Raw genomic sequence first — 14018 nt, 5'->3', positions numbered from 1 at the left:
TCTGTCGGCAACATCCTTCATCTTCGCCTGGAGCTTCTCGGAATTGGCGCGGCTCTTCAGCGCGGCATCGCGCATCTTCTCAGCCTGCTCGCTGATCTGCATGTCCTTGGCGGCGGTGATGACGCGGAACGTCTCCTCCATGCCCTTGACGTACTCGTCGTAGAGCGACCGGACATCGGGGATCATGGCGCGCGCCTGATCATCCTTGGTCTTGGCGACCTCCTCCAGGCGCTCGGCGAATTGCTTGCGCTGCTCCTCGACCACCTTCAGCGCCGCCTCGCGATTCTCGTTACGCGGATCGAGCGCGGCGCGGAACTCGGCGCGGTTGAGCGCAATCACGTTCTGATTGGCGCGTGCCGCCAAGAGAGCGCGGTTGGCGGCGGACTTCATCAGGGCGGCGCCTTCGGCCACGGTGGCCAGCGCGTCGATGGCGAACCAGCTGATCGTACCGGCCACGCCGGCCATCAGGATGACGATCGCAAGAATCTTGGTGAGCACACGAAAGCGGGACAGCAGCGACATCGGTGACCTCGTCTGGCGCCAGATGATGGACAGGCGGAAGCTGTGGTCGCCCCGCCAAACCCCTGTCCGACATCATTGGCAGCGTGAAAAGCGCGCTAAGTCTGCTGCTGAGCACACCGAGATTCCGTTAATTTTCTACTCCGTAGAATTTCGGCCGCATAGTTACGGGTGACACGCTGCTCGCGTGAGCGGGTCATCCGCCATGGCAGATATGTCGCGCTCAAGCCGCACGCACCGTCTCCAGGAAGCGGCTCACCTCGGTCTTCAGCCGGTTGCTGTCGGTCGACAATGATTTTGCCGCTGACAGAACCTGGGCCGACGCCGATCCGGTTTCGCTGGCGCCGCGCTGCACATCGGCGATATTGGCCGAGACCTGCTGGGTGCCGTGCGCGGCCTGTTGCACGTTGCGCGAGATTTCCTGCGTTGCGGCGCCCTGCTCCTCGACAGCGGCCGCGATCGCCGAGGCGATCTCGGAGAGACGTTCGATCGTTGCCGAGATGGTGCGGATCGCGTTCACCGACTCCTGTGTCGCCGCCTGGATGCCGGAAATCTGCTGCCCGATTTCGCCGGTCGCCTTCGACGTCTGCTCGGCGAGCGCCTTGACCTCGGTGGCGACCACGGCGAATCCCTTGCCGGCTTCGCCGGCGCGGGCCGCCTCGATGGTGGCATTGAGCGCGAGCAGGTTGGTCTGCCCGGCGATGGTGTTGATCAGTTCGACGACGTCACCGATGCGGGCGGCGGCCTTCGACAGTTCGCCGACCTGATCATTGGTGGTGCGCGCTTGCGTGACCGCCTCGCTGGCCATCCGCGCCGACTCCTGCACCTGGCGGCTGATCTCGGTCACCGACGACGACAGTTCCTCGGTCGCCGAAGCCACCGACTGCACGTTGGTCGACGCTTCTTCCGATGCCGAGGCCACGGTCGTGGCCAGCCGCTGCGAACGGTCGGCGGTCGAGGTCAAGGTGCCGGCCGAGGCTTCGAGCTGGCTGGAGGCCGAGAACACCGTGTTGACGATGTCGCCGATCACGGCCTCGAACTGACGGGTCACTGCATCGACCCGGCGGCCGCGTTCGATCTTGGCGTCGGCGTCCTTGGCCGCCGCCTCGTCCGCCGCCTTCTTGGCGATCAGCGCGTCCTTGAAGATCTGCAGCGCATTGGCCATCGCGCCCATCTCGGTGCTCTCGCCCCGGTGCGGAATCTCGACCGAGAGGTCGCCGTCGCCCAGAGCCTGCATCGGCTTCACGATCGAAACTATGCCCTGCGAGACGCTTCGCACCATCAGGAAGCTGACAAGCGCGCCGACGATCAGCATCACGAGATTGATAGCGCCGAGCATCGCAAAGGATGTCGAATAGGTCGAAGCCGCGTCGGCGGATGCCTTGTCTGCGCCTGTATTGTTGAGGTCGACATCCTTGCGCAAGACCTCGTCGGCCTCCAGGCCAAGCTTGTTGACAGTGTTCTGGTTCAACGCATGCGCCTCGTGCGGCACCTGCCCCGCTTCCTTGCGCGACAGCTCCATCACCTTCTGGCTACCGGCGAGGTACTTGTCCCAGACGCTCTTCCACTGTTGATAGATCGCTCGCTCGTCCGGCGAAGAGATCATCGTTTCGTAGAGCTTGGTTGCCTTGTTGACGTTGTCGAGCGTCGCAGCGGCGGTCTTTTCCTGAGCCAGCTTGTCGTCAAGCGACTCCGCCAGCATGTGCTCGCGGATGACGTTGCGATAGGTGATAGTGGCAGCCCGGAGCTCGCCGAGAACGCGGACGCTCGGCAGCCAGTTGGTCGTGATGTCGACCGTGTTGGCATTCATCGTCCGCATGCTCGATATCGCGAGCAGGCCCATCGCCGTGAGCACGGCGAGAAGCAGTCCAACGACCGCAATGACCTTGGTGCGAATGGACACGCTAGCGAACATAGAACTCTCCCCCGGGGGTCAGCGCCGACCCGCGATGCACCAGCCAGGATGAACGTCTAGCTGTGATGACGATTAAGGACCTCTTGCATTGTTACGGATCCTTCGAAGGAACAAAGTTAACATTGCACTCCGTAGAGTTACGGAGAAGCCGCTTGTTGGCTCGGCAGATCGGTCCAAACACGAAAAGACCGGGGAGCGACCCCGGCCTTCGTTCATCTCAGCTAAACGGTGGTCCGTGCGCGCCTTACGCCGCCCGCACCGAGCCGAGGAAGCTTGCGACCTCCTGCTGCAGCCGGCTGCTGTCGCCGGAGAGCGCCTGCGCCGCGGCGAGCACCTGCGCCGAGGCCGATCCGGTCTCTGCGGCGCCGCGCTCGACGTCGGCGATGTTGGCCGAGACCTGCTGCGTGCCGTGGGCGGCCTGCTGCACATTGCGGGAGATTTCCTGGGTCGCCGCGCCCTGCTCTTCCACCGCCGCCGCGATGGTCGAGGAAATCTCCGACAGCTTCTCGATCGTCGCCGAGATCTCCTTGATCGCGCTGACAGACTCCTGGGTCGCGACCTGGATGCTCGAGATCTGCTGACCGATTTCACCGGTCNTCGTCGCCGAGATCTCCTTGATCGCGCTGACAGACTCCTGGGTCGCGACCTGGATGCTCGAGATCTGCTGACCGATTTCACCGGTCGCCTTGGCGGTCTGCTCGGCCAGCGCCTTCACCTCGGAGGCGACCACCGCAAAGCCGCGGCCGGCCTCTCCGGCGCGCGCCGCCTCGATGGTGGCGTTGAGCGCCAGCAGGTTGGTCTGGCCGGCAATGGTGTTGATCAGCTCGACGACGTCGCCGATGCGGGTTGCCGCCTTCGACAGCTCGCTCACACGACCCGTGGTGGTGCGGGCCTGGCCGACGGCCTCATTGGCGATCCGCGCGGATTCCTGCACCTGACGGCTGATCTCGGTCACCGACGATGCCATCTGCTCGGTCGCCGAGGCGACCGACTGCACGTTGGTCGTCGCTTCTTCGGAGGCCGTGGCAACGGCCGTCGTCAGGCCTTGCGAGCGTGTCGCCGCCTGGGTCAACGTGGTCGCAGACTGCTCGAGCTGGCCGGATGCGGCCGATACGGTGTTCACGATCTCGCCGACCGCCGCCTCGAACTGTTGCGCGAGGCGCTGCATGTCGGCCTTGCGCTGGCGCTCAGCCATCGCATCCTGCGTGTTCTTGGCCTCGGCCTCGGCGCGCGCCTGCTCCTCGGCGTTGCCGCGGATCACGGTGACGGTCTTGGCGAGATCGCCGATCTCGTCGCCGCGCGAGGCGCCGGGGATGACAATGTCGAGCCGCCCGCGCGCCATCTCGCCGAGCGCCGCATTCAGCCGGGTCAACGGCCGCGCGATACCGAGGAACGAGAAGACCACCGATGAGATCACCGAGAGCAGCACCGCCAGCCCGACGATCTGCGTGATGCGGCTCGCCTGCGCCGCCACCTCGTCGGCATCATATCGGGCGCTGGCATTGCGGGCGCGGGCATCCTGGATGGACGCCGTCATCAGCTCGCTCGCCTCGCCGAGATAAACCAAAGTGCGGTCGCGCAGCAGCGCCTCCTTGATCCCTTCGATCTTGACGACCTCGTCATTGGCGACGACGAAGTCCGAGGCGATGCCGTTGAGCCTGGTGATCGCGGCCTGGATCTCGCGATCGTCGGCGAGCATGCGGGCGTCGGTCAGCGAGCTCTTCAGGATCGGCACCGTCTGTTTCAGCTGGGTAATCGCGCCGGCGTCGCCAGTGACGCCGAACCGCCAGGCCTGCGAGCGCATGAAGTTCAGCTTGGCATCGGCGGCATGCAGCTGCCGCTCGACGCGCTCACGAAACGCCAGGTTCGGCAGGGTCGGCGAGCCCAGGATGGCCTGAAGTCCCTTGCTCCATTCGGCAGACACCGCGCCGCGCTTGTCGATCTGCAGCAGCAGCGCCTGTTGGGCCTGCGCCAGCTCGACCGCGCCGGCGGCATAGCTCTTCATCAGTTCCTTCAGCCGGGTCAGCCGGTTGCGGTTCTCGGCGGTGCTGACATTGGCCAGCGCCCCATCGATATCCGTGACCATGCCGGTGGAGAACTGCTGGATCTCGGCGGCCGCCTTCTCGGCATCGGCCGGCACCCGCGCCAGCCGGGCCGAGCGCCCCGCAAGCTGGGTCTGCTGCATGTTGATGCTGGCGGACATGACGCTCTCGACCACACGCCGCGCACGCTCGGCCCGCTGATTGGCCGCACTGACCGCACTCTCGGCCATCATCTGATTTACGATCATACCGACCGCGAGAGTGGCGCCGATGGCGCCGGCGAGCCCGAGTTTGTAGCCGATCCGATTCAGTTTCATTGCCCTACCCACAGAAGGACCATCACGCCGCGGTCCATCCTGAAGGTATAGAGGTGAGGTCCATAGAGACCGTTAATTTACGGGTGTCGGCGTGCATTACACGTGAAAAACTTCTGCTTTTTCTGTGTGCGTTCCGGCGCTTAAGACGGCAACCCGGCGTTCGCACGCCGCCGGCCGGCGCACGAAGGATGCAGATGATGAAATCGGGATCAGCGCGCGGTCGCCGAACGGCTAGCGCATCAGCCCGAGCGCATCGGCAAAGAACTGCGGTCCGCCGAAATTGCCGGACTTCAGCGCCAGCAGCATGTCGCCGGCCTCCGCGCCGATCGCGCGCAGCACGGGCACGCCGGCGGCGATCTCCGGACCCACCAGGAAGCCGGGAATCCTGAGCCGATCAACGACCGCGCCGGAGGTCTCGCCCCCGGCGACAATCAGCCGCCGCACGCCGACCTCGATCAGCCCCTCGGCGAGATCGGCCATGGCCTGCTCGATGGCGTGTCCCGCCGCTTCGCGGCCGTGCCTGGCCTGGAGGGCGCTGACCTGATCCGGCGTGGCGCTGGAGGCGATCAGCACCGGACCACGGCCGATCCGCTCACCCGCCCAGACCATCGCCCGCTGCGCTTCATCGGGACCGGCGACCAGAGCCGCCGCATCGAGATGCAGCACCGGCATGATCGTCTCGGCCTGTGCGATCTGCTGCAGCGTCGCCTGCGAGCAGCTGCCGGCGAGGCAGGCCGCCATGCCGCCGACCGGCGCATCTTCGTGATGGGTCAGGCCGTGAGAATGCGCCTGCCCGGCCGCAACGAGGGCACGCGCCAGGCCGAGCCCGATCCCGGAGGCGCCGACCGAGACTTTGCTCTTCAATGCAGCCGCGCCGATGGCGGTCAGGTCGGCATCGAACACCGCGTCGATGATCGCCGCGCCAAAATCCTGCCCGGCCAGCTCCTGCAGGCGGTGACCGATCGCCTCCGGCCCGTGCACGACGGTGGCGAGATCGACCAGGCCGATCCTCCTCCGGCTCTGGCGGCCGAGCACACGCACCAGATTGGCATCGTGCATCGGGTTGAGCGGGTGATCCTTCAGCGGGCTCTCATTGAGCGGCACGGCGCCGACGAACAGGTTGCCCTGATAGACGGTGCGTTTCGTCTCCGGGAAAGCCGGCGTCACCAGCACGATCGGATCGCCGGCATCGCCGGCCAGCGCATCCATCACCGGGCCGATATTGCCGGCATCGGTGGAATCGAAGGTCGAGCAGATCTTGAACAAGACATGCTCAGCGCCGCGTGCACGCAGCCATCTGTCCGCCTCGCGCGACCGCGCCACCGCCTGCGAGGCCTCGATCGAGCGGCTCTTGAGCGAGACCACGACGGCATCGACCTCGGGCAGCGCAAGGTCGGAGGCCGGCACGCCGATGGTCTGCACCGTGCGCAGGCCGGCGCGCGTCAGGGTGTTGGCGAGGTCGGAGGCGCCAGTGTAGTCGTCGGCGATGCAGCCGAGCTTCAGGCTCATGGCTTCACTCCCTTGTAGGGGGCGAACCATCCAAGCCCGTCCTCGGTGCGGCTGCGCGGATTGTACTCGCAGCCGACGAAGCCGGCATAGCCGAGCCGGTCGAGCTCTTTGAACAGGAACGGATAGTTCAGCTCCTCGCCATCCGGCTCGTTGCGCGAGGGAATGCTGGCGATCTGGATGTGGCCGGTGATGTCCATCATCTCGCGCAGCCGCATCGTGACGTCGCCATGGATGATCTGGCAGTGATAGATGTCGAATTGCAGCTTCAGGTTCGGAATCTTGAGCTCGCGGATGAGATCGCGGGCGAAACCGAAATCGTTGAGGAAATAGCCGGGCACGTTGCGTGGATTGATCGGCTCGATCACGACGTCGAGGCCGTTGGGTGCGAAGAACTCGGCAGCCCAGGCCACGGACTTGTAGTAGGCCTCCACCGCCTTCGCATCATGACGATCGGCAATGCCGGCCATCAGATGCAGCCGCTTCACGCCGGTCGCCTTGGCATAAGGCAGCGCTGTTTCCAGGCTCGCCTTGAGATCGTCGAAGCGTTCCGGCAGCGCGGCAAAGCCCTTCTCGCCGGCGTCCCAATGGCCCGGCGGAAGATTGAACAGCGCCTGGGTCAGGCCGTTGTCGCGCAGCCTTTTGCCGACCTCCTCGGCCGGATGATCATAGGGAAACAGGAATTCGACGGCGGTGAAGCCGGCCTTCGCGGCGGCCGCGAAGCGGTCGAGGAATGGATGCTCGGTGAACATCATCGAGAGATTGGCGGCGAAACGGGGCATGGCGCGAGCTCGTTGAAAGGCAGTTAGTTGGATTGGCCAGGCAGCTTGGTGCCGGTGACCTGCGCATACATCCGCGCCACCGAGGCATCATCGTCGCGGCCCATGCCGGCGGCCGATGTCATCAGGAACATCTGCAGCGCCGCGGCCGAGACCGGCACCGGGAAGCGGTGGTTGCGTGCCATGTCCTGGATGATGCCGAGGTCCTTGACGAAGATCTCGACCGCGCTGCGCGGCGTGTAGTCGCCATCGAGCACGTGCGGCATGCGGTTCTCGAACATCCAGGAATTGCCGGCCGAGGCGGTGATGACCTCGTAGACCTTGCGGATGTCGAGGCCCTGCTTGGCGGCGAAGGCAATCGCCTCGCTGGCGGCGGCGATGTGCACGCCGGCGAGCAACTGGTTGATCATCTTGAACGCGGCGCCCTGGCCCGCGGCATCGCCGAGCTCATAGAGCTTGGCGGCCATCGCGTCGAGCGCCGGCCGCGCCCTGGCGAAGGCCGCCGGGCTACCCGAGGCCAGGATGGTCAATTCGCCTTGCGCGGCACGCTGCGCGCCGCCGGAGATCGGCGCATCGAGATAGTGCCGGCCGGTGGCTTCGAGCTGTTTGGCGAGGCGACGCGCGACATCCGGGTCCATGGTCGCGGAGGAGACGAACACGGCGTCCTTCGGCATGGTCTCGGCCGCGCCGCCGGGGCCGAACAGAATGGCCTCGGTCTGCGCCGCATTGACGACGACGCTGACGACGATGTCCGCGCCTGCTGCGGCCTCAGCCGGGCTGTTCGCGCCCTTGCCGCCATCGGCGACGAACCGCGCCACGGCATCGGCCGAAACGTCGCATCCGGTCACCGCGAAGCCGGCGCGCTTGAGCGAGGTCGCCATGCCGTATCCCATGGAGCCGAGCCCGATCACGGCGACGTTCAATTGCGATGGCTGCGGCATGCGGCAAATCCTCGAAGCGTTTCCTGAACCTGTCCGGTTGACCGGGCTGGTCCCTGGGTATCACGGCTTGGCCACGCTGCCAAAGCGTGAGACAAAGCGGCAAGAGGTGAGGAACGAGGAAAGACCCGTGGCGGATACTGCGATTCGCGAGGCCATCTGCCGGTTCGGCCGCTCGCTGTTCGAGCGCGGGCTGACACCGGGCTCGTCCGGCAACATCAGCGTGCGGCTCGACGATGGCGGCTGGCTGGTGACGCCGACCAATGCCTCGCTCGGCTTCCTCGATCCCGACAAGCTCTCGCGGCTCGATGCCAACGGCAGGCTGATGTCGGGCGACGCGCCGACCAAGGAGGTGCCGCTGCACACGGCGCTTTACCAGACCCGCGCCGCCGCCCGCGCCGTGGTGCATCTGCACTCGACGCATTCGGTGGCAATCTCGATGCTGCCGGAGATCGATCCGCTGATGGCGCTGCCGCCGCTGACACCTTATTATTTGATGCGCTGCGGCCAGACGGCGCTGGTGCCCTATCATCGCCCCGGGGATCCGGCCGTCGCCGACGCGATCAAGGGCCTCGCCGGCCAATACGCCTCGGTGCTGCTCGCCAATCACGGGCCGGTGGTGTCCGGCGACACGCTGGAGGCGGCGGTGTTCGCGATGGAGGAGTTGGAGGAGACCGCCAAACTCTATCTGCTGCTGCGCGGGCTCAATCCGCGGCATCTGTCGCCGCAGCAGGTCGACGATCTGGTGAAGGTGTTCGGCCTCACTCTGCCCGATCACGCCGATCATCACTGATCGAACCGGCCCGGTGGACGCACATGCAGTACCCTGCACCATCGCCCGCCGAGATCGAAGCGGCCGCCCGCGTTTTGTTCGAGGAGGCGCGCTTCTATCGCTGGTTTCCGATCACGACCGAGTCCTACGAGATCTTCGCCGAATCCGATCGGATCGGGGTCGCCGAATTGCGCGGCATCGCTGAACGCATGCTGATGGCGGCCGCCCAGGCCAAATTGCGCGCGGTGCTGCGCTAGCCGAGCCAGGCCTGCGCCGCCATGTCGCTCGCCGTTCCGCCTTGCCTCCGGATAGCAATAATGCCTAATGTTGAGGCAGAGCATGGCTGCGCAGGCCATCAGCGGCCGCTCGATCGATAGGCAGATGCCGGCACTGCCGCCCTTTTGCGGTGCGGGAGCGCGTCGGATCTTCCACCATCAATTGCAGCGGCGTCCGCTCCACACGCCTGATGCACAGACGGGAACGGACAAAGTGCCTCCACACCGCCGTGGTTGCAGCTGTTTTCCTGGGTCTTTGCTCGGCGCGCGGGTCGCCGCAGCCGGGGCGGACGGCTCGTGCGCGCCAATTGCATACGCATCGCGGGCTGAGCGCACTCTTTATGCACCGCGCAACGCGGGCGCCGATCCCTTGGCATATCCGTTGCAGACACCACGCCGTCGGGAGCCGGGCACCCGACCGTGCGGACGATGACTCATGCCCGGTTCTTGCTGACGACAGGCGATATGGAGGGCGGATGGCGGCGGGCACGAGCTTGGAACTGGTGAAGGTGACGAAGATGTACGGTCACGTCACCGCCGTCGACGCGATCGACCTGCGGATTCCCGCCGGCTCCTATTGCTGCCTGCTCGGCCCGTCCGGCTGCGGCAAGACCTCGACCTTGCGCATGATCGCCGGCCACGAATCCGCGACCTCCGGCGACATCATCGTCGGCGCCAAGAATGTCACCGAGCTGCCGCCCGCCGGGCGCGGCACCGCGATGATGTTCCAGTCCTACGCGCTGTTTCCGCATCTCTCGGTGATCGACAACGTCGCCTTTGCGCTGAAGATGAAGGGCGTGTCCAAGCCCGAGCGCCACGCCCGCGCGCGCGAGCTGCTCGAGCTCGTGGACATGCAGAGCTATGCCGGCCGGCTGCCGGCGCAGCTCTCCGGCGGCCAGCAGCAGCGCGTCGCGCTGGCACGCGCGCTGATCACCTCGCCGCAGATCCTGCTGCTCGACGAGCCCTTGTCGGCGCTCGATCCGTTCCTTCGCTTGCGCATGCGCGCCGAGCTGAAACGGCTGCAACGCGAGCTCGGCCTCACCTTCATCCACGTCACCCACGGCCAGGACGAGGCGATGGCGCTGTCGGATCTCGTGGTGCTGATGAATGGCGGCCGTATCGAGCAGCAGGGCAGCCCGCGCGAGATCTTCAACCATCCGCGCACCGAATTCGCCGCCCGCTTCATCGGCGGCCACAACGTGATCCCGCTGAACGGCGAGACCTTCGCGGTGCGCGTCGACCGCATTCAGCTGAAGGCGCCGACTGCCGCGATCGACGGCCCGGCTGTGCCGGGCACGATCAGCAAGATCGAATATCAGGGCACTTACGTGCTCATCGCGGTCACGACCGATGGCGGCCCTGAAATCTCGGCCCAGCTCAGCGACGATCAGTTCGACGCGGAGACCCACGTGATCGGCGAACGCGTCGTCGTGACCTGGAATCCGGCGCTCGCCGACGCTCTGACGCCCCATTCCGCGACGTCGGCCGCGCCGGCTGCCGAACTCGTGGCCTGATTTTCACCTGCTCGTTCTGATCCCAAGGAGATGATCATGACTGATCGATCGAAAAAGACATCCATCAGCCGCCGCTCGCTGCTCAAGGGCGCGGCCGGCGTCGCCGGTCTCGCCGGCTCAGGCACGCTGCTCAGCGCGCCCTATGTCCACGCTGCCGACCCCAAGGTGCTGCGCTATCTCGGCACCGCGGTGAACGAAGGCGACGAGATCTCGAAAAAGTGCCTCGCCGACACCGGCATCAAGATCGAATACATCACTGCCACGACCGACGACGTCACCAAGCGGGTCATCACCCAGCCGAACTCGTTCGACGTGCTCGACACCGAATATTTCTCGCTCAAGAAGCTGGTGCCCTCGGGCAACATCTTCCCGCTCGATGCGCGCAAGATCAAGGAATTCGACAATATCACGCCCGTCTTCACCAAGGGCGAGCTGCCGAACGGCAAGAAGATCGGCGGCCAGGGCACCGCGCCGTGGAAGGTGCTCTATCTCGAGGGAGCGAACTCCAAGACCTTCTCGGCGACGCCGACCGAGTACGTCACGCTCATCCCGACCGTCTACAACGCCGATACGCTCGGCATCCGCCCAGACCTGATCAAGCGCCCGATCTCGTCCTGGGCCGAGCTGCTCAACCCCGAGTTCAAGGGCAAGGCCTCGATCCTCAACATCCCCTCGATCGGCATCATGGACGCCGCCCTCGTCGTCGAGGCGACCGGCCAGTACAAATATGCCGACAAGGGCAACATGACCAAGGCCGAGATCGACTTGACCATGAAGGTGCTGACCGAGGCCAAGAAGGCCGGCCAGTTCCGCGCCTTCTGGAAGGACTTCAACGAGTCGGTCAACCTGATGGCCTCGGGCGAGACGGTGATCCAGTCGATGTGGTCGCCGGCGGTCACCAAGGTGCGCTCGATGGGCATTCCCTGCGTGTTCCAGCCGCTCAAGGAAGGCTATCGCTCCTGGGCCTCCGGCTTCTGCGTGTCCAAGGCCGTCGCCGGCGGGCCGAAGCTCGACTGGGCCTATGAGTTCGTCAACTGGTACCTGTCCGGCTGGGCCGGCGCCTATCTCAATCGCCAGGGCTACTACTCGGCCGTGCTGTCCACCGCCAAGGCCAACATGACCGAGGACGAGTGGGGCTACTGGATGGAAGGCAAGCCGGCGAAGAACGACATCAAGGCGCCGGACGGCACCCTGATGGAGAAGGCCGGCGCCGTGCGCGACGGCGGCTCCTATGAGGACCGCATGGGCAATGTGGTCTGCTGGAACGCCGTCATGGACGAGAACGACTACATGGTGCGCAAGTGGAACGAGTTCATCGCCGCCTGATGTGACCGATCATGCTGCCGCGCCCGCCTCCCCGTGGGCGCGGCAGCCTTTCTCAGCCGCTCCAAGCATTCGCGACCCGACGACAGGTATTCCCGTGGCCGTGACGATCGAAACTTCGCCCGACAGCGTTGCGCCGGCCGAAGGCGCCCTCCGCAAATTGACCATGCGCTCGATCGCCTGGCTGCAGGCCGGGCCGATGATGCTGGTGTTCGCGCTGTTCTTCCTCTTGCCGCTGGTGCTCGTCGTCATCGTCAGCGCCTGGGACTACAACGAATATGAGATGATCCCGGCCTTCAGCTTTCGCGGCTATACTGACACGTTCGAGGGCTGCGTCGCCAATCTGCCCGAGCTGTGCACGATCCTGAAGACCTATCTGAAGACGCTGAAACTGTGCCTGCTGACCTGGGGCCTGACGCTCCTGATCGGCTTCTGGGTCGCCTATTTCCTCGCCTTTCACGTCCGCAGCAAGACCTGGCAGATCGTGCTGTCACTGCTATGCACCATCCCGTTCTGGACCTCCAACGTGATCCGGATGATCGCCTGGATTCCGCTGCTCGGCCGCAACGGCCTGGTCAACCAGGGCCTGATCGGCGCAGGCTTTATCAACAAGCCGGTCGAGTGGCTGCTGTTCTCCGAATTCTCGGTGGTGCTGGCGCTGGTCCACCTGTTCACCTTTTTCATGGTGGTGCCGATCTTCAATTCGATGATCCGCATCGACAAGCGCCTGATCGAGGCCGCCTATGACGCCGGCGCATCGGGCTGGCAGACGCTGGTCAACATCGTCATTCCGCTGTCGAAGCCCGGCATCGTGATCGGCTCGATCTTCGTCATCACCATCGTGATGGGCGACTTCGTGACCATCGGCGTGATGGGCGGCCAGCAGATCGCTTCCGCCGGCAAGATCATCGAGTCGAGGCTGTCGGCGCTGCAATTCCCGGCCGCCGCCGCCAACGCCGTGATCCTGCTCGGCATCACCATCATCATCATCTCCGCCCTGACGCGGATCGTCGACGTGCGCAAGGAGCTCTGAGATGGGAGACAAGCGTCCCCGCTCCTTCTACATCCTCGCCGCGTTCTTCTCGGCCTATGTGCTGTTCCTGTACGAGCCGATGATCGCGATCTACATCCTGTCGTTCCAGGGCCCGGATGGCGGCCTGACGTTCCCGATGAACGGCGTGTCGCTCACCTGGTTCGGCAAGGTGTTTTCCGGCGGCGGCATCGTCGACATCGGCGCTGCCTTCAAGCGCTCGCTGGCGCTCGGCCTGGTGGTGATGGTCATCACGGTGGTGCTGTCGGTGGCGGCCGGCATGGCGTTCCGCAAGCCGTTCCGCGGCGCCTCGATCCTGTTCTACACCGCGATCGCCAGCCTGATCATGCCCTCGATCATCACCTCGCTCGGCATCGCCTTGGAATTCCGCCTGATCGACGATTTCGTCAACAAGCACGGCGCCAATGTCGGCCTCGGCTGGCTCGCCGACGGCTATACCACCGCCATGGGCCTGTTCACGTCGGGTCTCGGCGCGCATCTGACCTGGACCTTGCCGTTCGGCCTCCTGATCATGTTCGCGATCTTCAACCGCTTCGATGGCCGGCTCGAGGAAGCCGCGCGCGACCTCGGCGCCACGCCGTGGCAGACCTTCCGCCACGTCGTGCTGCCGATCATCCTGCCCTCGGTCGTCGGCATCGGCCTGTTCGGCTTCACGCTGTCCTGGGACGAACTCGCCCGCTCCAGCCAGGCGATCGGCTCCGTGAATACGCTGCCGCTGGAATTGCAGGGCCTGACGACGACCGTGACCAAGCCCGACATCTACGCGCTGGGCACACTGACCTCGGCGGTGTCCTTCGTCGTCATCTTCGCGGCGCTATCAGTGATCCTGGTGCTGCAGGCCCGCCAACGGCGACAGGGGTCTGATGCGGGTAAGGGGATGGTGTGAGGCAAGACGGGTGAATACTCGATCACCGTTGTCGCTCGACATCCTCTCCAACGAGACCTTGGCCTTGGCCCCTGGATTGCTTCGCTGCGCTCGCAATGACGGTTGTGGCGGGCACCGTGGATCCTACATACTCCGTCATCGCGAGCGCAGTGTTCAGCCCGGGGACATAGCTTACACCTGT

At 65.3% G+C, this 14018-nt stretch carries 11 protein-coding genes and 1 pseudogene; 6 read left to right on the top strand and 6 right to left on the bottom strand.

The window, feature by feature from the left end; all coding sequences use genetic code 11:
• From HL671_RS37475 to ltnD, 6 genes and pseudogenes are all read right to left on the bottom strand, one after another.
• Nucleotides 1–522, bottom strand: a pseudogene (locus tag HL671_RS37475) (methyl-accepting chemotaxis protein); the annotation flags it as partial.
• Between the two features lie 220 nt (nt 523–742).
• The gene (locus HL671_RS37470; protein ID WP_172244125.1) at nt 743–2434 is read right to left on the bottom strand and encodes a methyl-accepting chemotaxis protein; all 1692 of its coding nucleotides are present in this window, start codon (nt 2432–2434) and stop codon (nt 743–745) included.
• A 244-nt stretch (nt 2435–2678) separates the two neighbouring features.
• Nucleotides 2679–4793, bottom strand: coding sequence for a methyl-accepting chemotaxis protein (locus tag HL671_RS37465; RefSeq protein ID WP_172244122.1), 2115 nt, complete (start codon nt 4791–4793; stop codon nt 2679–2681).
• A 231-nt stretch (nt 4794–5024) separates the two neighbouring features.
• Nucleotides 5025–6302 (bottom strand): 3-oxo-tetronate kinase, encoded by a 1278-nt coding sequence (otnK, locus tag HL671_RS37460; protein WP_172244119.1) that lies wholly within the window; start codon nt 6300–6302, stop codon nt 5025–5027.
• Nucleotides 6299–7081, bottom strand: a complete 783-nt coding sequence (gene otnI / locus HL671_RS37455) for a 2-oxo-tetronate isomerase (RefSeq protein WP_041750622.1) — start codon at nt 7079–7081, stop codon at nt 6299–6301. The genes otnK and otnI overlap by 4 nt, the downstream gene beginning before the upstream one ends.
• Before the next feature lie 23 nt (nt 7082–7104).
• Entirely contained in the window at nt 7105–8019 is a 915-nt protein-coding gene (gene ltnD, locus HL671_RS37450) for an L-threonate dehydrogenase (protein WP_012043045.1), read from the bottom strand.
• A 127-nt stretch (nt 8020–8146) separates the two neighbouring features.
• On the opposite strand from ltnD, the gene otnC reads away from it, so the two are divergent.
• The 6 genes from otnC (at nt 8147) to HL671_RS37420 (ending at nt 13837) form a co-directional block, all read left to right on the top strand.
• Nucleotides 8147–8809 (top strand): 3-oxo-tetronate 4-phosphate decarboxylase, encoded by a 663-nt coding sequence (gene otnC, locus HL671_RS37445; protein ID WP_172244116.1) that lies wholly within the window; start codon nt 8147–8149, stop codon nt 8807–8809.
• Between the two features lie 23 nt (nt 8810–8832).
• Entirely contained in the window at nt 8833–9045 is a 213-nt protein-coding gene (locus HL671_RS37440; RefSeq protein ID WP_012043043.1) for a hypothetical protein, read from the top strand.
• Nucleotides 9046–9539: 494 nt separating this feature from the next.
• On the top strand, nt 9540–10577 hold the full coding sequence (locus HL671_RS37435) for an ABC transporter ATP-binding protein (RefSeq protein ID WP_172244113.1): 1038 nt from the start codon (nt 9540–9542) through the stop codon (nt 10575–10577).
• A gap of 36 nt (nt 10578–10613) precedes the next feature.
• Nucleotides 10614–11903: an ABC transporter substrate-binding protein gene (locus tag HL671_RS37430; RefSeq protein WP_012043041.1), complete on the top strand. Its 1290-nt coding sequence runs from the start codon at nt 10614–10616 to the stop codon at nt 11901–11903.
• 94 nt (nt 11904–11997) lie between these two features.
• On the top strand, nt 11998–12933 hold the full coding sequence (locus tag HL671_RS37425) for an ABC transporter permease (RefSeq protein WP_041750620.1): 936 nt from the start codon (nt 11998–12000) through the stop codon (nt 12931–12933).
• 1 nt (nt 12934) lies between these two features.
• Nucleotides 12935–13837, top strand: a complete 903-nt coding sequence (locus HL671_RS37420) for an ABC transporter permease (protein WP_172244110.1) — start codon at nt 12935–12937, stop codon at nt 13835–13837.
• Nucleotides 13838–14018 lie beyond the last annotated feature (181 nt).

This window comes from Bradyrhizobium denitrificans, assembly GCF_013179005.1.
GTDB classification, from domain to species: domain Bacteria; phylum Pseudomonadota; class Alphaproteobacteria; order Rhizobiales; family Xanthobacteraceae; genus Bradyrhizobium; species Bradyrhizobium denitrificans.
The sequence above is the reverse complement of the archived record's forward strand: the minus strand, read 5'-3'. Positions and strand labels throughout refer to the sequence as shown.

Bases quoted from the DNA above. Each gene is read 5' to 3' on its own strand.
- otnK (WP_172244119.1), bottom strand. From the start codon at position 6,302: ATGAGCCTGAAGCTCGGCTGCATCGCCGACGACTACACTGGCGCCTCC.
- ltnD (WP_012043045.1), bottom strand. From the start codon at position 8,019: ATGCCGCAGCCATCGCAATTGAACGTCGCCGTGATCGGGCTCGGCTCC.
- HL671_RS37430 (WP_012043041.1), top strand. From the start codon at position 10,614: ATGACTGATCGATCGAAAAAGACATCCATCAGCCGCCGCTCGCTGCTC.
- otnI (WP_041750622.1), bottom strand. From the start codon at position 7,081: ATGCCCCGTTTCGCCGCCAATCTCTCGATGATGTTCACCGAGCATCCA.
- HL671_RS37440 (WP_012043043.1), top strand. From the start codon at position 8,833: ATGCAGTACCCTGCACCATCGCCCGCCGAGATCGAAGCGGCCGCCCGC.
- HL671_RS37420 (WP_172244110.1), top strand. From the start codon at position 12,935: ATGGGAGACAAGCGTCCCCGCTCCTTCTACATCCTCGCCGCGTTCTTC.
- HL671_RS37435 (WP_172244113.1), top strand. From the start codon at position 9,540: ATGGCGGCGGGCACGAGCTTGGAACTGGTGAAGGTGACGAAGATGTAC.
- HL671_RS37470 (WP_172244125.1), bottom strand. From the start codon at position 2,434: ATGTTCGCTAGCGTGTCCATTCGCACCAAGGTCATTGCGGTCGTTGGA.